This window comes from Streptomyces sp. NPDC021093, from assembly GCF_044333135.1.
Taxonomy (GTDB): domain Bacteria; phylum Actinomycetota; class Actinomycetes; order Streptomycetales; family Streptomycetaceae; genus Streptomyces.
This window is the reverse complement of sequence record NZ_JBIRQJ010000007.1, coordinates 555,932-580,236: the sequence shown is the minus strand read 5'-3', so window position 1 is coordinate 580,236 and position 24,305 is coordinate 555,932. Positions and strand designations below refer to the sequence as shown.

At 70.2% G+C, this 24,305-nt stretch carries 20 protein-coding genes; 11 read left to right on the top strand and 9 right to left on the bottom strand.

Translation table 11 applies throughout. The features are described from left to right. Window positions 1-89: 89 nt before the first annotated feature. From mqnE to ACH4SP_RS24660, 6 genes are all read left to right on the top strand, one after another. Window positions 90-1,253 carry an aminofutalosine synthase MqnE gene (gene mqnE / locus ACH4SP_RS24685; protein WP_398417681.1) on the top strand — a complete coding sequence of 388 codons (1,164 nt, stop codon included), beginning with the start codon at window positions 90-92 and terminating at the stop codon, window positions 1,251-1,253. A gap of 100 nt (window positions 1,254-1,353) precedes the next feature. Next, window positions 1,354-1,887 (top strand): GNAT family N-acetyltransferase, encoded by a 534-nt coding sequence (locus ACH4SP_RS24680; protein ID WP_398417680.1) that lies wholly within the window; start codon window positions 1,354-1,356, stop codon window positions 1,885-1,887. Between the two features lie 68 nt (window positions 1,888-1,955). Further along, on the top strand, window positions 1,956-2,258 hold the full coding sequence (locus ACH4SP_RS24675; RefSeq protein WP_398417679.1) for a DUF4229 domain-containing protein: 303 nt from the start codon (window positions 1,956-1,958) through the stop codon (window positions 2,256-2,258). A gap of 353 nt (window positions 2,259-2,611) precedes the next feature. Further along, window positions 2,612-4,000 carry a dicarboxylate/amino acid:cation symporter gene (locus ACH4SP_RS24670; RefSeq protein ID WP_398417678.1) on the top strand — a complete coding sequence of 463 codons (1,389 nt, stop codon included), beginning with the start codon at window positions 2,612-2,614 and terminating at the stop codon, window positions 3,998-4,000. A 262-nt stretch (window positions 4,001-4,262) separates the two neighbouring features. Next, window positions 4,263-6,242: a hypothetical protein gene (locus ACH4SP_RS24665; RefSeq protein ID WP_398417677.1), complete on the top strand. Its 1,980-nt coding sequence runs from the start codon at window positions 4,263-4,265 to the stop codon at window positions 6,240-6,242. A gap of 320 nt (window positions 6,243-6,562) precedes the next feature. Continuing rightward, window positions 6,563-7,192 (top strand): TetR/AcrR family transcriptional regulator, encoded by a 630-nt coding sequence (locus tag ACH4SP_RS24660; RefSeq protein ID WP_398417785.1) that lies wholly within the window; start codon window positions 6,563-6,565, stop codon window positions 7,190-7,192. 12 nt (window positions 7,193-7,204) lie between these two features. On the opposite strand, the gene ACH4SP_RS24655 is transcribed toward ACH4SP_RS24660, so the two are convergent. The 3 genes from ACH4SP_RS24655 to ACH4SP_RS24645 form a co-directional block, all read right to left on the bottom strand. Next, window positions 7,205-7,768 carry a Uma2 family endonuclease gene (locus ACH4SP_RS24655; RefSeq protein WP_398417676.1) on the bottom strand — a complete coding sequence of 188 codons (564 nt, stop codon included), beginning with the start codon at window positions 7,766-7,768 and terminating at the stop codon, window positions 7,205-7,207. A 178-nt stretch (window positions 7,769-7,946) separates the two neighbouring features. Then, window positions 7,947-8,153, bottom strand: coding sequence for a ferredoxin (locus tag ACH4SP_RS24650; protein WP_398417784.1), 207 nt, complete (start codon window positions 8,151-8,153; stop codon window positions 7,947-7,949). A 48-nt stretch (window positions 8,154-8,201) separates the two neighbouring features. Continuing rightward, on the bottom strand, window positions 8,202-9,416 hold the full coding sequence (locus ACH4SP_RS24645; protein WP_398417675.1) for a cytochrome P450: 1,215 nt from the start codon (window positions 9,414-9,416) through the stop codon (window positions 8,202-8,204). A 360-nt stretch (window positions 9,417-9,776) separates the two neighbouring features. Here ACH4SP_RS24645 and ACH4SP_RS24640 point away from each other — a divergent pair, with 360 nt between their 5' ends. Beyond that, window positions 9,777-16,916, top strand: a complete 7,140-nt coding sequence (locus tag ACH4SP_RS24640; RefSeq protein WP_398417674.1) for a LamG-like jellyroll fold domain-containing protein — start codon at window positions 9,777-9,779, stop codon at window positions 16,914-16,916. Between the two features lie 72 nt (window positions 16,917-16,988). Here the strand turns inward: ACH4SP_RS24640 and ACH4SP_RS24635 are convergent, their stop codons facing one another. From ACH4SP_RS24635 to ACH4SP_RS24625, 3 genes are read right to left on the bottom strand one after another with little or no spacing between them, the layout of a single operon-like run. Next, window positions 16,989-17,408, bottom strand: a complete 420-nt coding sequence (locus ACH4SP_RS24635; protein ID WP_398417673.1) for a hypothetical protein — start codon at window positions 17,406-17,408, stop codon at window positions 16,989-16,991. Next, window positions 17,408-17,653, bottom strand: coding sequence for a DUF397 domain-containing protein (locus tag ACH4SP_RS24630; protein WP_398417672.1), 246 nt, complete (start codon window positions 17,651-17,653; stop codon window positions 17,408-17,410). The genes ACH4SP_RS24635 and ACH4SP_RS24630 overlap by 1 nt, the downstream gene beginning before the upstream one ends. After that, entirely contained in the window at window positions 17,650-18,516 is an 867-nt protein-coding gene (locus ACH4SP_RS24625) for a helix-turn-helix domain-containing protein (RefSeq protein ID WP_398417783.1), read from the bottom strand. The genes ACH4SP_RS24630 and ACH4SP_RS24625 overlap by 4 nt, the downstream gene beginning before the upstream one ends. Before the next feature lie 128 nt (window positions 18,517-18,644). On the opposite strand from ACH4SP_RS24625, the gene ACH4SP_RS24620 reads away from it, so the two are divergent. Together ACH4SP_RS24620 and ACH4SP_RS24615 are read left to right on the top strand one after the other, a co-directional pair. Further along, complete coding sequence (locus ACH4SP_RS24620) at window positions 18,645-19,067, top strand: ATP-binding protein (protein ID WP_398417671.1); 423 nt, start codon at window positions 18,645-18,647, stop codon at window positions 19,065-19,067. 101 nt (window positions 19,068-19,168) lie between these two features. Beyond that, window positions 19,169-19,813 carry a dihydrofolate reductase family protein gene (locus tag ACH4SP_RS24615; protein WP_398417670.1) on the top strand — a complete coding sequence of 215 codons (645 nt, stop codon included), beginning with the start codon at window positions 19,169-19,171 and terminating at the stop codon, window positions 19,811-19,813. Window positions 19,814-19,831: 18 nt separating this feature from the next. On the opposite strand, the gene ACH4SP_RS24610 is transcribed toward ACH4SP_RS24615, so the two are convergent. Continuing rightward, entirely contained in the window at window positions 19,832-20,692 is an 861-nt protein-coding gene (locus tag ACH4SP_RS24610) for a helix-turn-helix transcriptional regulator (RefSeq protein ID WP_398417669.1), read from the bottom strand. A gap of 228 nt (window positions 20,693-20,920) precedes the next feature. Between ACH4SP_RS24610 and ACH4SP_RS24605 the strand changes: the two genes are divergently transcribed. After that, window positions 20,921-21,700 carry an NAD(P)H-dependent oxidoreductase gene (locus tag ACH4SP_RS24605; RefSeq protein WP_398417668.1) on the top strand — a complete coding sequence of 260 codons (780 nt, stop codon included), beginning with the start codon at window positions 20,921-20,923 and terminating at the stop codon, window positions 21,698-21,700. A gap of 41 nt (window positions 21,701-21,741) precedes the next feature. Here ACH4SP_RS24605 and ACH4SP_RS24600 read toward each other — a convergent pair whose 3' ends face one another. Both ACH4SP_RS24600 and ACH4SP_RS24595 read right to left on the bottom strand, forming a co-directional pair. Then, window positions 21,742-22,512: a response regulator gene (locus ACH4SP_RS24600; RefSeq protein ID WP_398417667.1), complete on the bottom strand. Its 771-nt coding sequence runs from the start codon at window positions 22,510-22,512 to the stop codon at window positions 21,742-21,744. Next, entirely contained in the window at window positions 22,509-23,756 is a 1,248-nt protein-coding gene (locus ACH4SP_RS24595) for a sensor histidine kinase (RefSeq protein ID WP_398417666.1), read from the bottom strand. The genes ACH4SP_RS24600 and ACH4SP_RS24595 overlap by 4 nt, the downstream gene beginning before the upstream one ends. Before the next feature lie 138 nt (window positions 23,757-23,894). Here ACH4SP_RS24595 and ACH4SP_RS24590 point away from each other — a divergent pair, with 138 nt between their 5' ends. Next, entirely contained in the window at window positions 23,895-24,305 is a 411-nt protein-coding gene (locus ACH4SP_RS24590; RefSeq protein WP_398417665.1) for a DUF4190 domain-containing protein, read from the top strand.

Here is a 24,305-nt window from a genome sequence, read left to right as displayed (position 1 = left end):
GTAGTGGGGGCCCCTCCCGCCCGAAGGGTGGGGGAGTACCGTTGGCGGAGCTCTATCAGTACGTACGAAGACATGGGAGGCGGCCGGGTATGGACGCGGGACTCAAGCGCGAGCTGGAGGAGAAGGTCCGGGCCGGGGAGCGGCTGACCCGCGAGGACGGCATCGCCCTCTACGAGTCGGACGACCTGGCCTGGCTGGGCGGTCTCGCCCACGAGGTGCGCACGCGCAAGAACGGTGACGTCGTCCACTTCAACGTCAACCGTCACCTCAACATGACGAACGTGTGCACCGCGTCCTGCGCCTACTGCTCGTTCCAGCGCAAGCCGGGCGAGAAGGACGCGTACACGATGCGCATCGAGGAGGCCGTCCGCCTCGCCAAGGCGATGGAGAACGAGAACCTCACCGAGCTCCACATCGTCAACGGCCTGCACCCGACCCTCCCGTGGCGCTACTACCCGCGCTCCCTCTCCGCCCTCAAGGAAGCCCTCCCGCAGGTCTCCCTCAAGGCGTTCACGGCCACCGAGATCCACCACTTCGAGACGATCTCCGGGCTCTCCGCCTCCGAGATCCTCGACGAGCTGATCGAGGCCGGCCTGGAGTCCCTCACCGGCGGCGGCGCCGAGATCTTCGACTGGGAGGTGAGGCAGCACATCGTCGACCACAACACCCACTGGGAGGACTGGTCGCGGATCCACCGCCTCGCCCACGAGAAGGGCCTCAAGACCCCGGCCACGATGCTGTACGGCCACATCGAGGAGCCCCGCCACCGCGTCGACCACGTCCTCCGTCTCCGTGAGATGCAGGACGAGACCGGCGGCTTCCAGGTCTTCATCCCGCTGCGCTACCAGCACGACTTCGTGGACATGAAGGACGGCAAGGTCCGCAACAAGCTCCAGGCGCGGACGACGATGGCGACCGGCGCCGAGGCGCTCAAGACCTTCGCGGTCTCCCGCCTGCTCTTCGACAACGTCCCGCACGTCAAGGTCTTCTGGGTCATGCACGGCGTGCAGACCGCCCAGCTCGCCCTCCAGCACGGCGCGGACGACATGGACGGCTCGGTCGTCGAGTACAAGATCACGCACGACGCGGACGACTACGGCACCCCGAACAAGCTCGGCCGCGACGACCTCCTGGAGCTCATCCGCGACGCCGGCTTCCGCCCGGTCGAGCGGAACACGCGCTACGAGATCATCAAGGAGTACGAGGGCCCGGACCGGGACCGCCGCGAGAGCCCGCAGGCGATGCGCGTCTGACCAGCGGTTTCGTACCGCTTCGAGCAGCGGTTTCGTACGTGTGAGAGCCCCGGCCCACCCACTTGGCCGGGGCTCTCTGCATGCCCGCTACCGTGCGGCCATGTCCCACGAACCCCTCACTTTCGTCCTCGACCCGCCCGTGGACGCCGCCCTCCGCGACGGGCTGATCGCCCTGTGGGCGGACGTCACCGACGCGGGCGGCGCCGTCGGCTTCGTACCGCCGGCCGATCCGGAGGAGATACGTCCGGAGCTCGTGCACCACTTCGTCGCGATGGCGGAGGGCCGCACCCGGCTCCTCGTCGGGTACGACGACGGGGGCGGGGTCGCCGCCACCGCGTACCTCACCCGCAACACCCACCGCCTGATGACCCACTGGATCTGGCTCTACACGGTGATGGTCCACCCCAAGCACCAGGGCAAGGGCTACGGCCGGGACCTGATGGCCGCGGCCGCCGACGCCGCCCGCACGATGCCCGGCATCGAGGCGATCCGGCTGACCTGCCGGGGCGGCACCGGCGCGGACGCGTTCTACGCGGCGTGCGGATACCGGGAGGTCGGCCGCGTACCGGGCGCGATACGCGTCGGCCCTGGCGACGACCGGGACGACGTCATCATGCTGCTGCCGCTGACCTGATCATTTCGGGCCTGTGCTTGACTGGACGGTGTCCCCGTGAGTTCACCGCTGAGAAGAAGGTCCTGCCCGTGAGCACCAAGGCCGTGAGCACCAAGAACGCCACGCTCCGCTACTCCGCCATGCGCCTGGCCGTTTTCGCCGCCTGCTTCGCGGTGATCTGGGGCCTGGTCAGTCTGCGCGTGCTGCCTTCGGGCCTCGGCGGCGTCTCGAACGTCATGTGGGTGCTGCTGCTCGCCATCGTCATCTCGGCGCCCCTCAGCTTCGTACTGCTCCGCAAGCAGCGGGACGCGATGTCCGAGCGCATCGTGGCGAAGGTCGACGAGACGAAGACCCGGCTGGAAGCCAACCGCAAGCAGGAAGACCTCGCGTAAGGCCCCCTGTCGCACGGCTGTGTAAGCCGCATCACACTCGACGGCGCCCCGGGAACGAGCCACTGGCTCAACTCCCGGGGCGCCGCCCGTTTTTCACTGTGCCTGCTCCGCACCTGCCCCAGACTTCCCCAAAGAAGACCTTTGATGTTCTCAAAGTACAAGTGTTAACGTGTTCGACATGACGACATCCAGCGCGCCCCGCAACCCCATGAGCGTTCCGCTCGTGGCGCGCCTCGATGTCGACCTCTGCCGCCGTGTTTCGGCCGCGTGTCGCCGCTCCGTCTGAAGTTTTCAGCGCGACCCCTCTCTTCCCCTCTCCTGCCTCACGCAGCTTCCTTCACCGGAGTGTGTCCGTGTCCGCGTCCCCCGCGCAGAAGGCCGAGCAGGCTGATCAGCAGCCCGCGAAGCCCAAGAAGAAAAGCCTGATATCGAAGATCCCGTTCTGGGTGCAGATCCTCGCCGGTCTCGTCCTGGGCGCCCTCTTCGGCTGGCTGGCCAAGAGCCAGGACATCACCTGGCTGGCCACCACCCTCGACACCGTCGGTGACCTCTTCGTCCAGCTGCTGAAGCTGGCCGTCGCCCCGCTGGTCTTCTTCGCGATCCTCGTGTCGATCACCAACCTGCGGCAGGTCCAGAACGCCGCCAGGCTGGCCACCCGCACCCTCCTCTGGTTCATGATCACCTCGCTGATCGCGGTCGCGATCGGCCTGGTCATCGGCCTGCTCACCAACCCGGGCGCGGGTACGGGCCTCACCGCGGCCGACGGCAAGAAGCCCAAGAACGCGGGCTCCTGGATCGACTTCCTCACCGGGATCATCCCGACGGACATCATCACGCCGTTCAAGGATCTGGAAGTCCTCCAGATCGTCTTCCTGGCGGTCGTGGCGGGCATCGCGGCCCTCGCCCTCGGCGAGAAGGCCAAGCCGATCCTGACCCTCTCCAGCTCGGTCCTGGAGCTGCTCCAGAAGGCCCTGTGGTGGGTCATCCGGCTCGCCCCGATCGGCACCATCGGCCTCATCGGCCACGCGATCGCGGAGTACGGCTGGGACCTGATCGGCAAGTACGCGACGTTCACGGCGGACGTCTACATCGGTTGCGCCCTGGTCCTCTTCGGCGTCTACCCGCTGCTCCTGGCCACGGTCGCCAAGGTCAGCCCGATCCAGTTCTTCAAGGGCGCCTGGCCGGCCATTCAGCTGGCCTTCGTCTCCCGCTCCTCGGTCGGCACGATGCCGGTCACCCAGCGGGTCACCGAGCGCCTCGGCGTCCCGAAGGCCTACGCGTCCTTCGCGGTCCCCTTCGGCTCCACCACCAAGATGGACGGCTGCGCCGCGATCTACCCGGCGCTGGCCGCGATCTTCATCGCGCAGATCTTCGACGTGCAGCTGGGCATCAAGGAGTACATCCTGATCGCCTTCGTCTCGGTGATCGGCTCGGCCGCCACGGCAGGCCTCACCGGCGCGACGGTCATGCTGACCCTGACCCTCTCCACCCTGGGCCTGCCCCTGGAGGGCGTCGGTCTCCTGATGGCGATCGACCCGATCCTGGACATGATGCGGACCGCGACGAACGTGGCGGGTCAGGTCGTCGTCCCGGTGATCGTCTCGGCGCGCGAGAAGATCCTCGACCACGACGCGTACAACTCGGCGACGTCGTCCCCGCTGGACGACTTCGAGTCGAAGCCGGCGGTGGACGTGGACGCGGACGCCGAGTCGTCCAAGGAGCGCGTGCCGGTTCCTGCGTAAGGCAGGACCCGCCAGACCCTCCGGCATCGCTGATCGGCATTGCTGATCGGCATTGCTGAGGAAGCCCCCCACCACTAGAAATCAAGCACCGGTGGGGGGCTTCCTCGTGCTCCGAACGGATGCCGGGCGTATTTTCGCAACAGGTGCAGGTCCGATCGGCTGACGTACGCAGCGTGGTGGAGCCTCCCGCGGTGATCCAGGATCAAGGGTGGCGCCCAGGTGCCGCGCTCACGGCATCTTCTTTCAGCTCCGAGGAGTTGCTGTGCTGTCTTCCCTCCACCGTGCGGGCATTCCTGTGCGTGCAGTCCAGGGCGCGGTCACGCTGGGTGTGTCCGCCGCGCTGATGGCTCCCGGTATCGCCCGGGCCGCAGCCCCCGATTCGGCCGCGACGTTCGCGGCCCGTCCGGTGGCGGGCAAGGTGACGTCCCGGATCGGCCAGTTCGTCCGGGCGACGCCGACCACCCACGCCCGGAAGCTGGGCGAGTACCGGCCCGGTGCCCGGGTCTCCCTCAAGTGCAAGGTGCGCGGCCAGAACGTGGCGGGCAACAGCATCTGGTACCAGCTCTACGACCGCACAGGGTGGATGAGCGCCCGCTACGTCTCGAACTCGGCGCCCGTCATGTGGTGCCCGGACCTGGCCCCCATGCCCACCCCCACGCCCACCCCCACCCCGATCACCAGGGGAGAGAAGGGCGACCCCGGCCCCGCAGGCCCGGCGGGCCCCGCAGGTCCGAAGGGCGACCCGGGCCCGCGTACGAGCCCGGACGAGTGGACGGATGCGGAGAAGGCGGAGATGAAGGGCGAGAAGGGCGAGAAGGGCGACCCCGGCGGCCCGAAGGGGGACAAGGGGGACCCGGGCCCCGCAGGTCCGGCCGGTCCCAAGGGCGACTCCGGCACCGACGGTGCTGCGGGTCCCCAGGGCGACACAGGTGCCGCAGGGCCGCGGGGCGAGACGGGAGCTGACGGCCCCGCAGGCCCGAAGGGCGACCCGGGCCCGCGTACGAGTCCGGACGAGTGGACGGACGCGGAGAAGGCGGAGATGAAGGGCGAGAAGGGCGACCCGGGCACCCCGGGCGGCCCCAAGGGAGACAAGGGAGACAAGGGGGACCCCGGTGCCGAGGGTGCGGCGGGTCCGAAGGGTGACACCGGAGCAGCGGGCCCCCAGGGTGACCCTGGCGCGAAGGGGGAGCCCGGAGCTGCCGGTCCGGCTGGCCTCAAGGGCGACCCTGGTGTGGCAGGTGCGGATGGTGCCCAGGGCACCAGGGGCGAGAAGGGCGAGAAGGGCGAGAAGGGTGACGCGGGTCCGGCTGGCCCCAAGGGTGACCCTGGTGTGGCAGGTGCGGACGGTGCCCAGGGTGACGCGGGCGTGAAGGGGGACCCCGGTGCCGAGGGTGCGGCGGGTCCGAAGGGTGACACCGGAGCAGCGGGCCCTCAGGGTGACCCTGGCGTGAAGGGGGAGCCCGGAGCTGCCGGTCCGGCCGGTCTCAAGGGCGACCCCGGTGTGGCAGGTGCGGATGGTGCTCAGGGCAACAGGGGCGAGAAGGGCGAGAAGGGCGAGAAGGGTGACGCGGGTCCGGCCGGTCTCAAGGGTGACCCTGGTGTGGCAGGTGCGGATGGTGCCCAGGGCACCAGGGGCGAGAAGGGCGAGAAGGGTGACGCGGGTCCGGCCGGTTCTAAGGGTGACACCGGAGCCACCGGCCCTGCCGGGCCCAAGGGGGATCCCGGAGCTGCCGGTCCGGCCGGTCTCAAGGGTGACCCCGGTGTGGCAGGCGCGGACGGTGCTCAGGGCAACAGGGGTGAGAAGGGCGAGAAGGGTGACGCGGGTCCGGCCGGTCCCAAGGGCGACACCGGAGCCACCGGAGCCACCGGCTCTGCCGGGCCCAAGGGTGACGCCGGAGCGGCTGGGGCCAAGGGTGACACCGGCGCGGCAGGTTCCCAGGGTGTGAAGGGCGACAAGGGTGACAAGGGCGACCCCGGCCCCACGTCGAAGCCCGAGTACGTCAGCAACACCCTCACGGTGCCGAAGAACAGCAGCGGCAGGCCGTACACAGCGCCGAGCTGCCCCGCCGGTACGAACGTCATCGGCGGCGGCTACGGCTTCCCGACGAACACCACCCAGCTCCAGGTCACCGACTCGTACCCGAGCTCAGCAAGCAACCGCTGGACCACTTACGCCACGAACGCCACGTCAAATGACATCCAGCTCACCGTCTACGGCATCTGCCTCAAGTCGTCGGACTGAACGGCCGACGCTCGGACCGTCCCCTCACCCGGAGCCCGGACAGGGGTGACGTCGCATGCCGAACTGGGCCCGTCCGCACTCTGGTTCGGCGGGCCGTCCACCCGCCCGCCGGGCCCAGGTCCGTGCCGGACGGGCTGAGAAGGGGGCTCGCAGGCCCGTAGGCTTACCGGGGAGTAAACGGGCGGATGCGGCGGGGCGAAGGGAACAGGGATATGGGGGCGGACCGAGGGGACCAGACGGACCGGGCAGCCGGGGCGATACCGGCGGCGCAGTCGACGCAGACGGCGAAAGCGGTGCGGGCTCCCGTGCGGGCCAAGCGGATGCCCCGGGCCGTGCGGGAGCGGCAGATGGTGGACGCCGCCGTTCAGAGCTTCGCCCGGTTCGGGTACCGGGCCGCTTCGATGGATCAGATCGCCGAGGTGGCCGGGGTGTCGAAGCCCCTCGTGTATCTCTATCTCAACTCCAAGGACGAGCTCTTCACCGCCTGTATACGGCGGGAGGCCAAGGCCCTCGTCGAGGCGGTGCAGGCCGGGGTGGCGATCGATGCCACGGCCGACCGCCAACTCTGGGAAGGGCTCACCGCGTTCTTCACGCACACCGCCGAGAATCCCGACGGCTGGTCCGTCCTGCACCACCAGGCCCGTACGCACGGCGAGCCGTTCGCCGCCGAAGTCACCGTGATGCGCACGGAGATCACCGCCTTCGTGACGCACCTGATCGGCGACGCCGCCCGCGAGGCCCGCGGCAACCCGGACCTTCCGGACCGCGAGGTCGCCGGTCTTGCCCAAGCCCTGGTCGGCGCCGCCGAGGCCCTCGCGGACTGGGCGAACGACACCCCCGGCGTCACCGCCAGGGAAGCCGCCGCCACCCTCATGAACTTCGCCTGGGCGGGCCTGGGGAACCTGATGCGGGGCGAGAGTTGGACCCCGCCGCCGCCCCGGCACCGCTGACCGCGCGTACGGCTACGCCCCCGCCGCCTGCGCGTACGGCATCAGGGCACTCGTGTCGAGGGACCACTTCCCGAGCGGGATCGTGTCACCGAAGACGTAGTGCACGGTGTTGTTGTACGAGCCGCGCTGCGGGTCCCAGTGGTGCACGCACGTGCCGTCGCGCGGATCGACGATCAGGTAGTGCGGGATGTCCATGACCGGGTAGTCGCGGAGCTTGTCGATGTAGTCGTTCTCGGGGTTGGAGGGGGAGACCACCTCGACGACCAGCGTGACGGCGTGCGCGTCGACCGCGCCGGTCGTTTCCATGGCGGCTTCGTCGACGACGACGACGTCGGGGCGCCGCATCTTGGCGGCCAGTGGGTGCTCGATGTCGGCGGTGTAGGCGGCCAGGCCGGGGGCGAGCTGCGGGTCGAGCTGTTTGGTGATGCGCATCGCGTTCAGGTCGTGCGCTCCCGAGGGACTCATCATTATGACGAGCTGGCCGTTGCTGATCTCGACGTGAGGGCTGAACGGCGCGGGCGGTTCGAAGTGGTCCGCGAACTCCCGCAGGTGCCGGTAGATCGTCTCCTCGGTCATACCACCAGGATATGGGCGAGGCGGGCTGCTTGGCGCGGGGCGGCGGGTGGGTTGTACGTGCGGGTGCGTCGTGGCTGGTCGCGCAGTTCCCCGCGCCCCTAAATGCCTGCCCCCGCGCGGAGCCCCGCCCTCCCGAGCGCACGCCCTCGCCACCGCCCGCACGCCTCGCGCACCGCGCCTACCCGGCCACCCCCTCCTCCCGCACCGAGATCGCCGACACCGGACAGGCCCGCGCCGCCTCCCGCACCAGCGGGCTCCCGCCGCCGTCCTCCATTCCCGGCAGCAGCTCCGAGAACCCGTCGTCGTCCTGCGTGAAGACCGCCGGTGCGGTCAGTACGCACTGTCCGGCCCCGATGCAGACGTCCGTGTTGATCTCGATGTGCATGCGCGCGTCCGCGTCCACGTCAGCCACAGCTACTCCCTTCTCTTCGTCTCACCACGCCACCGGCAGCTCGGCGAACCCCTGGATCGTGTCCCCCGGCTTGCACGGGATCTCCGCCGCCGGCACGGCCAGCCGCAGCCCCGGCAGCCGCTTGAAGAGCGTGCTCAGCGCGATCTCCATCTCCGCCCGCGCCAGGTTCTGCCCCAGGCACTGGTGGATTCCGAAGCCGAACGCCAAGTGCCGTTCCCCGCGTTCCACATCCAGCTTGTCCGGTGCCTCGAACACCGTCGGGTCCCGGTTGATCAGCGACGTCGACAGGATCACCGCCTCTCCGGCCCGGATCGTCACCCCGGCGATCTCGATGTCCTCCAGCGCCAGCCGCGACATCCCGTCCGCGATCGACAGGTACCGCAGCAGCTCCTCGCAGGCCGCGGGCACTCCGGCCGGGTTGTCCCGGAAGCGGGCCAGCTGCTCCGGGTGTTCCAGCAGCGTGTACGTCCCCAGCGAGATCATGTTCGAGGTCGTCTCGTGCCCCGCGAGGAGCAGGATCGCCGCGAGCTGGACCAGTTCCTCCTTGTCCTCGAAGACTTCGACCATGTCGTCGAGCAGCCCGACCGGCATTCCGCTTTCCCGGGCTCGTTTCCGGTCAACCAAATCGCCGAAATATGCGTCCAGCGAGTCCCGAGCCGCCTCGACGTCCTCCGGCTCCGGCCCTCGCAGCAGCTTCCGGGTCTCCCCCTCGAAGAAGTCGTGGTCCTCGTACGGGACTCCGAGCAGCGCGCAGATCACGATCGAGGGCACCGGCAGCGCGAACGCGCTCACCAGGTCGATCGCCGTCCCCGGCGCCGCCGCCAGCTGTGCCTCCATCTCGTCGAGCAGCCGGTCCACGGTCGCCTGGATCGCGGGCCGCAGCCCCGTGGTCCGCTTGAGCGTGAAGCCGGGGATCAACTTCCGTCGCTGCACGTTGTGTTCGGGATCGTCGACTCCGAGCAGCTCAACGCGCCGCCGCTCGATCCCCTCCAGCCGTCGCTGGAACACCGGGAACTCCGGCCGTTCCCGGTTCGACGAAAGCCGCTGGTCGGCGAGGAGCGCCCGCGCCTCCGCGAGCCCGCTCACCATCCACACCTCGCTCCCGTCGTAGATCTGGACCCGGGTGACGGGCCGCCCCGTCTCGCGCACCGGGTCGTACCCGGGCGGAGGGGCGTACGGACAGGTGCGGTCCTGCGGAAACACGACGGGTGCCTTGGTCACGTGCGTCTCAGTCATGGACAACCTCACAGGGAAGTGGAGGGACCTCTACCGGCCACTTCCCACTAGATGCCCAAGGCACCTAGGTGTCCATGCGATGTTCGGCCAAAGGGGGGACGGGACCGGGGCGGGCCTGGGACAGCCCCCGGACCGGCCCGCCTTTCGGTGAGGTCACCCCGGAGGGGGCGTCGACACTTCCGGCCAATCTGTCAGCGGGAGGTCACGACGAGTGGTCAGCGGCGCCCAATTCCCGTTCCCGCATGGGGGAGCCGGGATGTGCATTTCCGCCATTGTCATGAACTCATGCGTTTCGCCGGGTGGTTGGGGGGAGTGTGCGGGGGCGAGGGGCGCCCCCGCCCCCGCTGGAGGGAATGACACGTGTCTGCGGATCTCCCGGCGAACAGCCGCCTCAAGACGTACAGCGATCGCGAGTACGTCCACACCACCCTGGTCCGGCACCAGGGCACCACCGTCGCGCTCGCCGTCGACAAGGACCGGCGGCTGTACTACACCGTGCTCGACCTGAACGGGCAGGCGACCGATCCCCACGCCGCCGACCCGTATGCCGCCCCCGACGGCGGCGCGGACCCCGAACGGCACTCCGCCCTCGACGTCAACCACTGGTCCGAGGAGCCGAAGGAGCTGCGCTTCCCGACCGAGATCGCCCGCTGCGGGTACGGCGCGGCCGGTGCCGCCGCGTTGCCCCGCGTGCCGCTCGGCGGTGGTGCGGCCGAGGAGGGGCCGGACACCTTCCTCCTCGACGACGAGGTGGACCCCTTCCGGTCGAGCACCGCACGGCTCACGGCCGCGTACGCCTTCCAGGCGGTCTCCGACGGCAAGCACATCTTCGTGTTCCGGCAGGCGGTCGGCGGTGAACACCCCGACGCCCTCTACCGGTTGAAGGGCGGCGGCACCACCGGCGACAAGGCCCACAAGCAGCGGCAAATCAGTGCGAAGAAGCCCGTCCAGGTCGCCCCGGACGCCCTCCTCTGCGACCGCTTCGTACTCAACGGCAGCGAGCTCACCCCGGTCCAGGAGGTCCGCTACCGGCGCAGCAGGCACCGCGACGAGCCCGAGTCCGCGAAGGACAGCCTCGGGACGGCCGACATGGACGGGCGGCCGTTCTACGAGCCGACCCTGGAGCTCGGATTCGCCGGAAAGGTGACCCGGGGCCGGTTCGCGGTGCTCCTGGTGCCCACGGCCGTCGCCGACACCAGCCGCTGGCAGTTCTTCCTCGCCGACGCCGCGGGGACCGGCATCGAGGCCGTCAACGTCGAGCAGGCCGAGGACGGGCTCTTCCACACCCTGGGCAGCCGCCTCTACGCATGCACCAACCCCGCCTGCAAGAGCGCCGTCCTGGACCGGTCGGAGCGCAGGTGCGAGAGCTGTACGTACTGGCTGAAGCCCGTGGCACCGGACGCCCGGTTCGCGGAATCCGCGCTCTCCCTCGACGGCGGGTACGTGGAACTCGCCACCGGGGCCGACAAGTTGCTTCCCACCGCCGCGTACACCTTGGAGGCGTGGGTCAGGCCGACCTCGTTCGGCGGGACGATCTTCTCCACTCTGGGTGGCGCCGACGGGACGGCCAAGGGCGGCATCAAGGTCGCCCTCGATGCCGACGGGAACCTCGTGGTCACGCACGGGCTCGCGGACGGGAGTACGGCGGAAGCCATGTTGGCGGGCATGAAGCTCGCCAAGGGCGTGTACCAGCACATCGGCATCCGCATCCGGGGGACCGAGCTCATGGGGTGGCGCGGTGGGTACTGGTGGAGGACCACCACCACGACGCTCGCCCCCGCCTCCGCCGCCGGAACCCGCCTGCTGATCGGCGCCGCCCCCGGCGCGGACGGCACGCCGGGCGACTTCTTCGCCGGAGAGATCGACGAGGTGCGCCTCTGGAACACGGGGAGGGCCGGTACCGACATCACCACCGCCTTCGCCACCCGCCTCCTCGGAGACGAACCGCGCCTGGCCGCCTACTACCGCTGCGACGAGGGCTCCGGCACCACCCTCCACGACCACAGCGGTCACGGCCGCTCCGCGACGCTCGGCGGCACCACCGCCTGGGTCGCGTCGGGAGCGCCGATCGCCGACCACCCGGGCATCCGTCGCGAGCGGTTCCAGGTCAAGGACCGGAAGGTCGTCGGCGGGCTGAGCGCCGTGCTCCACCACCAGCAGGAGGAGGGCGCGGTCGGCCACGAGGGCACCCCCAGGCCGCTGAAGCGCCAGGCCCGGGTGCTGGTGGCGTGGACGGCGGGCGAGAAGGGGGCGAACGCCTCGGCGAACCTCGGCCGGATCGCCACCCTCGATGTCGCGGTGGCGCAGGACGGCAGGCTCGCCCAGCTTCCCGACGTACTCGACCTGCCCGAGGTCGGCGGCAATGTGCAGACGGCCGACCCGGCGCGCGAGAACGTGCTCAAGCAGGAGGAAATCCCTGCGGCAGAGGCGGAGTTGGCAAGGGCCACGCGTGCGCTGGAGCAGCTGAAGGAAGACGTCAAGGACACGTTGAAGCTGAACACGGAGATCGACGATGCCCTGAGCGCGTCCATGGCCGCGAAAGGGCTGACCCGGACCCACGGGGCCACGTCCGACTGCCTGGTCGTCATCCATCTGGGGAATGCGAAGGGTTCCGACGGCGACTACTACCGGCACCTGCGGGTCACCACCGACTCCGCGAACGTTGCACGTGCGGGGCACGCCCCCGGGCTGCCGGAGGAGTCGGACAAGGAGGGGCGGTGGAAGGCGGAATGCTCCGACGATCCATGGGCGTTCGGGGGAAGCGCTTCCGGGGCCGCGGTCCGGTGGGCCCTCAGTAACGTAGCCGTCGGTGCGTCCCTGAAGTTCCGTGGCAGGGAGGTCGTCTTCACCGACCCCGGGGAAGAAGCGACCTACGCCGGGGGTGGCCTCACGTACTCCTATGACCGCGGCATGGAACGGTGGCGAGAGCTCGTTTGGAAGCCCTCCAGCGGCTTCAGCGCGCCACAACGGGGTGGCGTGGACGCCGACCCCGTCGACTTGGAATCCGGCAGCGTCGACGTCTACGTCGTACCGACCGCACCCGACCCGGCGAACGAGGCGGCCGTCAAGGCCACCGCCGACGTCATCGACGGTCTGCGCCGCGCCGGTGAGGTCGTCGCCGCCCGCACCGACACCAACCACATCAGCACCCTCACTGCCAAGCAGACCCAGCTGGCCAATCAACTCAAGTCCCTCCAGGAGGAACTCGGCCGCGTCTCCGGCGGCACCAAGGGCCGCAGCGACCACACCGAGCCCACCGCCCACCTCGGCCGCGACCGCTGCGGACTCGGGTACTCCGGCGCCCTCCTGGACTTCGCGAAGACCGGTACCACCCCCCACCTCACCGACAGCGGCACCGGCCACCTCGGCCTCTACTTCCGCGACGAGGAGGAACGCCTCACCGGCCTCTTCTACGACACCAACGTGGGCCGCTCCGGCAAGACCCTGAAGGCGAGCGACGGTACGACCGTCCAGCTCACCGCCCGGGACGCGGGCGTCGACCTCGCGGACGTCAAGGTCACCGTCACCGCCGACACCACCGGCCCCTTCGCCGACCGCTGCACCCTCACCCTCACCGCCAAGGACGGCGAGAGCGAGACCTGGGCGCTGCTGCCCCGCCGCGCCACCGCCCTCGCCGACGCCCTCAACGGGCTGCGCGCCGAACCCGCCCGTATCGGCACCGTCTCCTCCCTCAAGGGCGGCGTCCTCACCCTCGACGTCCACGGCGCGAGCCGCAAGCTGGCGGCCGGTGACCTCCTCGACGTCGGCGGAGAGGTGTACGCGCTGAAGAAGGCGGTCGCCGCGAAGGCGACCGAGCTGATCGTCAAGCACGGGCCGAAGGACGCCCAGCTGCCCGCAGACACCCCTGTGCGGCTGGTCAGTTACGACCCGTCCCTCGTCACCCACACCACACTCGGCTCCACCGCCGCGTTCGGCTCCCGGCTGGTGACGGCCGCGCTGATCGGCACCGCCGGGTCCGTCGTCGACGGCACCGCCAAGGACGAGGGAGAGGCCCGTCCGCCGCGCTGGTGGGGCGACCTGCCCGGCCGCGCACTGATCTTCACCGACACGACCACGCCGCCCGCCCTCCCGGAGGCCGTCCGCGAGACCGTCAAGCACCACGACGACCTCACCGTGGAGGCCTGGCTGCGCCCCAAGGCCGCCGACAACGCGGGTGACGCGGCGCGCATCGTGCACGCCCGCGTCCCCGACTCCCTCACCGGTACGGAGTCCCGCTACACCCTCGCCCTCGGCGCCCCCGACGGCGAAGGACGCCGCCCGCTCGTGGCCGGCGTCGGTGGCAGCCTGGTCACCAGCCGCGCCACCGTCCCGGGCGACGCCTGGACCCACGTCGCCGCCGCCTTCGAGCAGTCCTGGGCCCTGGACTTCGCGCACGGCCGCGCCGTCGTGGAGGCCCCGCACGCCGAGGACCTCGACATCTCCCGCGACCTGACCCTGGAAGTCTTCCTCCAGGCACGCCAACTCACCGGCGTACAAGGCCTGGTGTCGAAGGGCCGGATCGACGACGGCACCGGAAAGCGGGTCCCGTACCAGCTGTCCCTGCGCGCCGACGGAAAGCTGGCGTTCGCCTTCGAGGGCGGTACGGGTACGGAGATCCTGGCCGTCTCCACCGCCAAGGTCACCGCGGGGAAGTTCCACCGGATCGCCGTCGTCCGCAAGCTGAGCAGCAGCCGCGAGGAGACGATGGGCAAGAAGCTCATCTCCCTGATCGACGCGGCGGGCGCGTCGGTCGAGAGGGAGATCGACGCGCTGACGGGTGTCACCGTCGTCAAGCACACGGACCTCACCTTCTACATCGACGGCAAGGAGGCCGGTCACACCCGCTACGACGACACCCCCGACCTCGGCCACCCCGGCCCGCTCGACATCGGCCGGGCCCGCAGGGGCGGCGCCGACCAGCCGTTCTCCGGGATCATCAGCGAGGTGCGGATCTGGAACACCGCCCGCGCCGCCGACGTACTCGGCAAGGAACTGCCCCGTGAGGCGCCCGCCTCGCCCACCGGCATCCCGGTCCGCCAGGAGGGCCTGGTCGCGCACTGGCGGTTCGAGGAGAACGAGGGCAACGCGGCCCAGGACGAGACCGGCGGCCACACCGCGAAGGTGCGCGGCGCCCGCTGGACGAAGAACCCGGACCCCCGCGGCAGCAGGTTCCGCCTCTACCTGAACGGCCGGGCCACCGAGGCCCTGCCCGTCACCAAGGCAACCCAATTCCCTTACGGTGCCAAGCAGTTCACCCTCGGTGCCCGCACTGCCGACGACTCCACCACGACCGCCGACCGCTACCTCGGCATCCTCGAAGAGGTCCGCGTCTGGCGCACCGCCCGCACCGAGGAACAGCTCCTCGACAACCTGCACGGCCGGCTCACCGGCGACACCGCCGACCTCCTCGCGTACTACCCCTTCGACGACGAGTCCACCGACGCCGACGCCACGCAACTCCTCGACCACGGCCCGCGCGGCTGCCACCTGCCGCTGTCCGCCACGGCGGCCGAGAAGCCGCAGCCCGTCATGTCCACGGCCCCGATCTCCTCGGACACCCCCGAGGTGCGGTCCGCCTTCGCCACCGGCCAGCCCCTCTTCGTGCAGAAGATCACGGCTGCTCCCTCGGTCTCGGAGTACGCCGACCTCCAGGTCGTACGGGACGGCAGCACGCGCGGTGTCCTCAAGCGCGTGTACACGTACGTACAGAACGGCCAGTGGCAGTTGGTGACCGGTTTCAAGCTGGGTGACCTGAAGTCGGAGTGGGTGGGCCAGGTGCAGTTCGCACCGCAGCTCGTCGGGTACGTGGAGGGCGCGCCGCCGGTGCCCTCCGAGAACCTGGTGGCGACCCGCCGCCCCGGCTCGCTCAGCTACCTCAACACCACGTCCGTGGAGTTCAAGCAGGCCGACGAGGTCGTCCAGACCCTGTCCTCCAGCAAGGACACCAGCGTGGACGTCTCCCTCGAATACGAGGCGAGCGCCGAGTTCAATTACAAGTCCCGGATCATCAGCGCCCCGCTCGGCATCGGCATTTCGATGCCGATCACCGATGTCGCGGTCAACGTGCGCGGGGGCGCCGGCCTCGAATTCTCCAACGGCTGGGGCGACCAGACCGAGCTCTCCGAGGGCGTCAACACCACCCGCTCCACCCTGGTCGGCCTCGGCGGCGGCTGGGAACCGGAGGACCACATGGTCGACCCGGCGGGCGGCCGCCGCTTCCAGCCCACCAACATCGGCTTCGCGCTCGTCCAGTCCGAGACCGCCGACGTCTACGCGCTGCGGCTCGCCCACTCGGGCGCGGTCGTCGCGTACCGGATGCTCCCCAACCCGGACATCCCGCGCGACTGGAACCTCCTCCCGTTCGCCATCAACCCCCGCTACATCAAGCAGGGCACCCTCGACGGCACCGTCGGCTTCAAGGACGGCGCGAAGCTCTTCGACGCGGACTACGCGGGAGCCGGCGACCGGGGCGACTACAGCTACTTCAAGCCCAAGGAGGCGTACGCGCTCAAGCGCCGCATCGTGGAGGACATGCAGCGCAGGCAGGCGTACTACGACGGCGTCTCCACCGCGTCCCACACCACCGACCCGACGGCCGAACGCGCCCGCGGTCTGCTGAGTAGCTTCATGGGCCCGGTGCGCAGCCCGCAGGGCGCCCGCGGCGACTCCACCAAGCCCGGCAAGGAGGTCGCCGGTTTCGCCCGCCGCGACATCGTCAACACCTACGCCTGGTCGGCTGACGGCGGCTTCTTCGCCGAGACGACGGAGACCACGGACGTCGTCACCGAGACCACGTCCGGCGCGTACAGCTTCACGGGCAAGGCCACGGCGGGCGCGACGGCCGGCTTCTCGGTCGCCGGCGTCGGCATGGGCCTCCAGCTGGACGCATCGCTGGGCGGCAGCCTCACCCGCACCCGTTCCCGCAGCCGGGAGGCCACCCGCTCGTTCAGCCTGGACGTACAGGTGGACACCCCCGGTGACCTCCAGCTGTACGACAAGGACTCGGTCCCGCAGTACGACGCGGACGGCAACGCGATCGAGGTGCCGGGTCGCGTCGACGCGTACCGCTTCATGACCTTCTACCTGGACTCCGACAAGGCCAACTTCGAGGACTTCTTCGGCAAGGTCGTCGACCCGACCTGGCTGAACGGCCCCACCGCGAACGCGGCGGCCCTGCGCCAGGCCAACCAGGCCGACCACAAGCCCCCGTGCTGGCGCGTCCTGCACCGGGTCACCTTCGTCAGCCGCAAGCTCCCGGACACCGTGGGCGCGGGGGCGCCGCCGCTGGAGAAGGCGATGCGGGAGGCGAACGTGGCGAGCAACTTCGAACTCGTACGGAAGCTGGAACCGTACGTGGACCGGGCGGTCCGCAGCAGGTCGGAGCTGGCGGTACGGGTGCGGGACGCCATCAAGACCCACCTGCCCGAGCTGACCCCGCACTCGGAGACGATCGAGAAGTTCTTCGGCGACTACTACGGGCTGGAGGACCTGACGGCCTGACGCACGGGCGTGGCTGAGGCCTGGACCGACCGGCGGATCAGCGGTCGGTCCAGGCCTCGGGCGGCCCGGCGTTCACGACAGGTCGGTACGCCCCAGCCAGGCGGGCTTCACCGGCACTCCGTCGTCGTACCGCGCCGTCGTGTCCACGGGCTCGGGCTCCTGCACCGGTACGGGCTCCGGCTCCCGTACGGGTTCGGGCTCGGGCTCCGGCGCCACCGGGGCCGCACTGTCCTCCAGCACCTCCGCGAGCGTGAACCGCGTGTTGTACGACTGCCAGCTCCCGTCGATCACGAGCAGGAACCCGTCCGCGACCCGCAGGAGCCTTCGCCGTTGCGGATTGCGCGGATGCTCGGGCGAGTGGGCCCGCGCCCGCCGCTCCAGCTCCGCCATCGCCTCCTCGCGAGAGCCGTCCAACTGGGCCAGCACGAAAGCCTCTTGATGCTTGCGCTGGCCCGTTCCCAACGTCGTCTCGATGATCAGGCCCCATGCCATCAGCGGCGGGCGTACGAGACGAAGGTCGCCCAGGCGGTGGGGGATACGTCGAAGTGGGGGCTGGCGTCGGCGAGCTTGGAGTCACGGACGTGGATGGTGGTGGGGTGGGCGGCGACCTCTATGCATTCGCCGCCCGCGCCCCCGCTGTAGCTCGACTTCCGCCAGTCGTAAGCGACTTCGAGGCACTCGCCGCCCTCGCCGCCGCTGTAGCTCGACTTGAACCAGTGGAGCGCTCGGGTACTCATCGGTCTCCCAGAATTCTCTCGATCAACGCCATGGAAGGGTCCGGCCTGAGAGCCAGTGACTGCATGATCCCATAGCGCTCCTGGATCTCCCTGACCTCGCGGGGGTCGGTGATCAGGCGCGGATGCCCCTGTACCTCGGTGTAGGCCACGCGCTGTTCGTTCGGGGCGGTCAGCAGGGTGAACGCGCCGTCCATGTTGGGGTGTTGCTCGCACTCGGTTTCGATTACCTGGAGGGTGACATTGCGCATGGCCCCCGCCGTGAGCAGGCGGCGCAACTGCTCATGGTGTACGGCACGCCCACCGATCGGTCGCCGCAGCACCACTTCCTCGAAGATGAATCCGTACTGCGAAGGTGGCCACTTCTCCAGCACTTCCTGTCGCGACAGCCGGTCTGCGACCCGCTTCTCCACGGTCTCCTCGCTCAGCAGCGGTCGCCGCTGGGTGAAGATGGCGCGTGCGTACGCCTCGGTCTGGAGCAGGCCGTGCACGACCTGGTTGCTGTAGTGGTGGATCTCCAGGGCCTTCTTCTCGAAGTCGGCCTGGTCGCGGTACCAACTGGGGTGCCGGGTCCGGCTCCTGGCGAGCGCCTTCCTGACGTCCGGGACCGCCACCAGGAGCGTGCCGTGGGCGCCGAGCACGGGGTCGGCGGCGATCAGGAGGTCGGGCTGTGGGGTGCGTACGCCACGCTCGATGGAGGAGATGAGGTCGGCGCCGAAGTTCACAGCGGTCGCCAACTCGGTCTGCTTCATGCCCCGGTATTCGCGCAGGGCCTTGATCTGTTTGCCGAGCGCGCTGAACAGATGCGCGGTGCCGTCCTCTTGGGGCGGGGTCTCGGGGTTGCTCTCCTGCTCCGGATTCTGCATCACTCAGCTTGCCGCCTTCTGAGTCACGGTCGACTGGCCGTACTGTGCACGCCGTATGCCCGTACAACTACCCACAGTCGCCGGGCAATCCCTTTTCAGGGTAGGTCGAACCGACCACGCTCTGTCACATGAACACCGAAATCCCCACCCTCACCGCCGAGTTCGAGCAGCTGATCAGCTCCACCCGTCGCGGCGCCCGTCTCGCCCGGCTGCTCGCGCAGCAGCAACTCCTGGAGTGGGGCGTGCCGTACGGCTGCGACTTCGCCGACGCCGTCGTCTCGATCGTGGCGGAGCTGGCCGCCAACGCCGTACTGCACGGTCATCTCCCGGGCGAGGACTTCTCGGTCCGGCTCGCCCTGGGTGACGTACTCCGGATCGAGGTCTCCGACGCGCGCGGTGAGCGCCGGCCGGTGCCGCAGTCACCCGCCCCGGGCGCGGAGGGCGGTCTCGGCCTGCTCCTGGTGGCGGAGCTGGCGGCCCGCTGGGGGGTCACGGAGCGCGATCCCGGCAAGACGGTCTGGGCGGAACTTCCCTGGCCCGGCACGCCGTGACGGATCGATGAGATTCGCCGTCGGTTCCGGTCTCATTGCTGTCGAAATCGATCGCCGTCGTTCGACGTCTCTATGACATCGACTGTGCAGGAGGAGTACGGATGAGCCAGCTGCTGAGGGTCCAGAACTTCGTCGTCTCGCGCGACGGATTCGGGGCCGGTGAGAACCAGAGCCTGGAGAGGCCGTTCGGCCATGCCGATCCGGGGGAGTTGATGGCCTGGGCGGGGGCTACGGCGAGCTGGCCGAACCGTACCGACCCCGGGGGCAGCCGCGGCCTGGACGACTATTTCACGCGCGACTTCTCGCACAACGTCGGCGCCGAGATCATGGGCCGCAACAAGTTCAGTCCGCAGCGCGGGTCGTGGCTCGACCACGACTGGCAGGGCTGGTGGGGCGACGAACCCCCCTTCCACACACCGGTGTTCGTGCTGACCCACCACCTGCGCCCGTCCTTCACGCTCTCCGACACGACGTTCCACTTCGTCGACGGGGACCCGGCGACGGTGCTCGCGCGGGCGAAGGAGGCGGCTCAGGGCAAGGACGTACGGCTCGGTGGCGGGGCGACGACGATCCGTGAGTTCCTCGAAGCGGACCTGGTCGACACGTTGCACGTGGCGGTCTCGCCGGTGAAGCTCGGCTCGGGCGTACGGCTCTGGGAGTCGCCCGACGAGCTGCGCGACCGGTTCCACCTGGACGTCGTACCGAGCCCGAGCGGGGTGACGCACCACCTCTTCTGGCGGCGCTGAGCCAGGTCCCTCGCCGGGCTACTCGTGGGCCTGGGCGTTCACCGCGGCATGCGCCGCGCTGCTGTCCGCGCCCAGGCCCGCGAGCAGGCGCAGCCCGTCCTCGGCGGGGCTGCCGGGGGCCGCGGACAGCACCACCAGCTCCATGCCCGACTCGTCCGGCAGCGTGAAGTTCTCCTGGTGCATCTCCAGCAGCCCGACCAGCGGGTGCTGGTACGCCTTGCGGCCGTGGGTGCGGGCGCGTACGTCCGCGCGGGCCCAAAGGCGGCGGAAGCGCTCGCTACCCATCGCCAACTCGCCGATGAGGGAGGCCAGTTTGGGGTCGTCGGGGTACTGCCCGGCGGCCAGCCGCAGATGTCCGACGACGTCGAGGGTGCAGTTCTCCCAGTCCCCGTAGAGGCCGCGCTCGGCCTCCTCCAGGAAGATGTGCCGGGCGGTGTTCAGACCCGGTGCAGGGCCGGGCAGCGGGCGGCCGTAGAGGAGCTCGGCGAGGTGGTTCCCGGCGAGCACGTTCAGGCGGTGATCCATGATCATCGCGGGTGCGCCGACGACCAGGCCGAGGAGGCGCAGCAGCTCCGGCCGGACCCGCCCGCCCGGCGCCTTCGTAGGGCGGCGGCGCTGACAGGCGAGCCGGCGGAGGTGCCCGCGCTCGGTCTCGTCGAGGCCGAGGACGCGGGCGAGCGCGTCGAGGACCTGGTCGGACGGCTGGGTCGCGCGGCCCTGCTCCAGGCGTACGTAGTAGTCGACGCTGACCCCTGACAGGTGCGCGACCTCTTCGCGGCGCAGCCCTTCGACTCGGCGCCGCCTGTCGGTGGGAATGCCGACGGCCGCCGGGTCGACCCGGGAACGCCGGGTCCGCAGGAAGCTCGCAAGATCGTCCATGCCCCCAGTATGGGCGCGGGGGTGCCCGGGGCGGGGGCCGCGAAGGTGGTCCTGCGGATACCAGGAAGTCCGGTCCGACGGAGGCCCCGTCTGACGGAGGCCCTGTCCGACGGAGGCCCCGTCCGACGGAAGAGGCGCCCCTGAACGCCGGGCGCCGCAGCGCCCAGGATCGAAGGCATCCGATCCGCCCAGGATCGATGCACCCGATCCGAAGGAACTCGAACTCCCATGAAGACGCTGATCGTCCACGCCCACCCCGAGCCGAAGTCGCTCAACAGCTCGCTGAAGGACCTCGCGGTGTCCACGCTGGAGGCCGCAGGGCACGAGGTGCGGGTGAGCGATCTGTACGCGATGAACTGGAAGGCGGTCGTGGACGCCGCGGACTACGGCCCCGAAGCGTCGGATCCGCTGAAGGTCGCCCGGGACTCGGGCCGGGCCCTCACCGCAGGGACGCTCACCCCGGACGTCGTCGCCGAGCAGGAGAAGCTGCTGTGGGCGGACACGGTCATCTTCCAGTTCCCGCTCTGGTGGTACACGATGCCCGCGATCCTCAAGGGCTGGGTGGACCGGGTGTTCACGCACCGCTTCGCGTACGGAGTCGGTGAGCACAGCGCCACCAAGTACGGCGAGCGCTTCGGCGAGGGCACCCTCGCGGGCCGGAGGGCGCTGCTGTCGGTGACCGTCGGCGGCCCGGAGTCGCACTACTCCGAGCGCGGGATCAACGGCCCCATCGACGACGTGCTGTTCCCGATCCAGCACGGCATCCTCTACCACCCGGGCATCGAGGTGCTGCCGCCGTTCGTGCTGTACAGCGCCGACCGGACGACCGACGCGGACTTCCCGGACGTCGCCAAGGCCTGGGAGCAGCGCCTGCTCACGCTGGAGACGACCGAGCCGATCGCGTACCGGCGGCAGAACTTCGGTGACTACGAGATCCCCTCGCTGCACCTGAAGGAGGGCCTGGAGCCGAAGGGCCGCACGGGCTTCGGGCTGCATGTGCGGGGCTGACCCGGTGTTTTCCGGGCGGTCCGTCGTCGGCGGGGAGCGCGTCAGCCGGTGAACCCCGGCACCACAAGACCCGATTCGTACGCGATCACCACCGCGTGGGTCCGGTTCTGCGCGCCGAGCTTGGTCAGCACGTTCCCGACGTGCGTCTTCACCGTCTCCAGGCTCACCATGAGCGACCGCGCGATCTCCGGGTTGGACAGGCCGGTGGCCATCAGCCGCAGTACCTCCTCCTCCCGCTCCGTCAGCGCCGCCCTCGGCAGGGCCTCGGCGGAGTCCAGCGGGCGGGCGGCGACCATCCGGCGCAGGGTCGCAGGGAAGAGGATCGCCTCGCCCGCCGCCACCACGCGTACCGCCTCGGCGATCTGCCGGACCGGGAGCCGCTTGAGCACGAACCCGCTGGCTCCCGCGCTGAGGGCGGCGGTGACGTAGTCGTCGTTCTCGAAGGTGGTGATCACCACGACCTTCGGGGGATCGGCCGACCTGGCCGATCTGGCCGAACTGGTCGCCCCGGTCGCTCCGCCTGGCCCGGCCGTCTCGGCGAGGAGTTGCCGGGTGGCCTCGATGCCGTTGCGACGCGGCATCCGTACGTCCATCAGGACCACGTCGGGCCGCAGCCGCCGCGCCTGCTCGACGGCCTCGACGCCGTCGGCGGCCTCCCCGATCACCGAGATCCCGGGGTGCATCGCGAGCAGGGTGCGCAGACCGCTGCGGGTCACCTCGTCGTCGTCCGCGATCAGGAGGGTGACGGGGGCACCGGCAGGGCCGGTGGCGGTGCCGGGCGTGACGGCCGAGCCCGCGCCGGAGTCGGTCATGCCGAGCCCCGTACCGGCAGCCTGACCGCGAGCCGCCAGTGCCGCGGCCCGTCCGGGCCGACCTCGATCTCACCGTGCAGCAGCCGCACGCGCTCGGTGAGTCCTGGCAGGCCGTGCCCGGACGTCCGGAAGACGCCCGCGCCCGTACGCATGCCCGCACCCGTCCGCATGCCTGCGCCCGCCCCGTTGACCACACCGAGCTCAAGGAAGTCCGGCAGGGCCGCCACCCGGACCTCGACCGGACCGCCCGTCCCGTGCCGCAACGCGTTCGTCAGCCCTTCCTGCAGGATCCGGTACGCGGCCCGGGAGAGCGTCCCCTGCACCTGCGCCAGGTCGCCGGACAGCTCCACCTCAAGGACCGCGCCCGCGTGCCGCAACCGGTCGAGCAACTCGGGCAGGTCGGCCAGGGTCCGGGTCGGTGCCGTCTCCGCCTTCTCCTCGCGCAGTACGCCCAGTACGTAGTCCAGGTCCTCCAGCGCGGCCCTGGCCGACTCCTCGATGCTGCGCAGCGCGGCCCGCGCCGCCACCGGGTCGTCGGACAGCACCTCGCCCGCGACCGCCGCCTGGATCGTGGTCGCGGTCAGCGTGTGCCCGATCGAGTCGTGCAACTCGTGGGCCAGTTTGTTGCGCTCGGCAAGGCGCTGCTCCCGCTCGGCCATCAGCGCGAGTCGCTCCGCCGACGAAGGACCCAGGAGCCTGGGCGCCAGCCACCGCAGCACGCCCGACACCACCACGCACACGACTGCGGCCAGCAGCAGGCAGCCGAGCGCCACCACCCAGCTCTGCCAGCCACCGTCGGACCGCAGCGACCAGCCGAACAGGCTCACCCCGGCCTCGGCATCGAGCCAGTTCCCGGGGAGGGCGATCCCCATGAGGATCAGCACGCCGCTCGTCAGCGCCCCCGCCCACCCCAGCGCCACGTGCAGCAGCAGCCAGAGGGGAGTCCGCCAACGGTCGGTGCCGGCCGGCACGGCGGCAGGGGCCGGCAACGGCACCCTCAGAAGTTGGCGGGCGAACGAGATCAGCGCCCGCCGCGTGGTGCGGGCCAGGCCGACCAGGCCGATCAGCACTGCCCAGAGCAGGAGGACCAGGACGGCCTGCACTCCATAGGGAGCGGATGGCCACACCAGTGTCGGCAGCAGGGCGAAAGGCAGCAGCGGAAGGCTCGCCAACGCGCCGCAGTAGGCGAAGAGCATGCCCGAATACGTGGAGCCGCGCAGCAGCGGCCGAATTGCCCTGATCATGATCGCCCCAGTATGACCGGGCGGCTCACCGACGGCCTCCCCCGATCGGGGGAGCAAATTCTCCCGCCTTCCCGCGATGTGCGTTGGCGACCCCGGAAGCCAGGATCGTGCCCTGAGCAGTTGACCGGAGGACGTCTGATGAACACGCACGGAACGATGAACACGCACGGAATGGTGCATACGCAGGGAATGGTGCACACGCAGGGAATGCCGATGCCGCCGCATCGCACGGCATCGGCCAACGGCCTGGCCGGAGCCGCCATGGTGCTCGGCCTTATCGGCCTGAGCACGTCGATCTTCTTCATCGGCGGCCTGATCGGCGGCATCGGCCTGGTTCTGGGCATCGTCGCCCTGATCACGGCCAAGCGGAGCGGTGTCGGCCGGGGCAAGGCCCTCACCGGCGTGGTGACGTCGATCCTCGCGATCGTGGTGTCCGTCCTGGTCGCCGTCTTCTTCGCCTGGTACGCCAACAAGACGCAGGAGTGCTACCGGCCCGACAATTTCCAGCAGTACGTGCAGTGCGTCCAGCAGCAACTCACCGGGAAATGA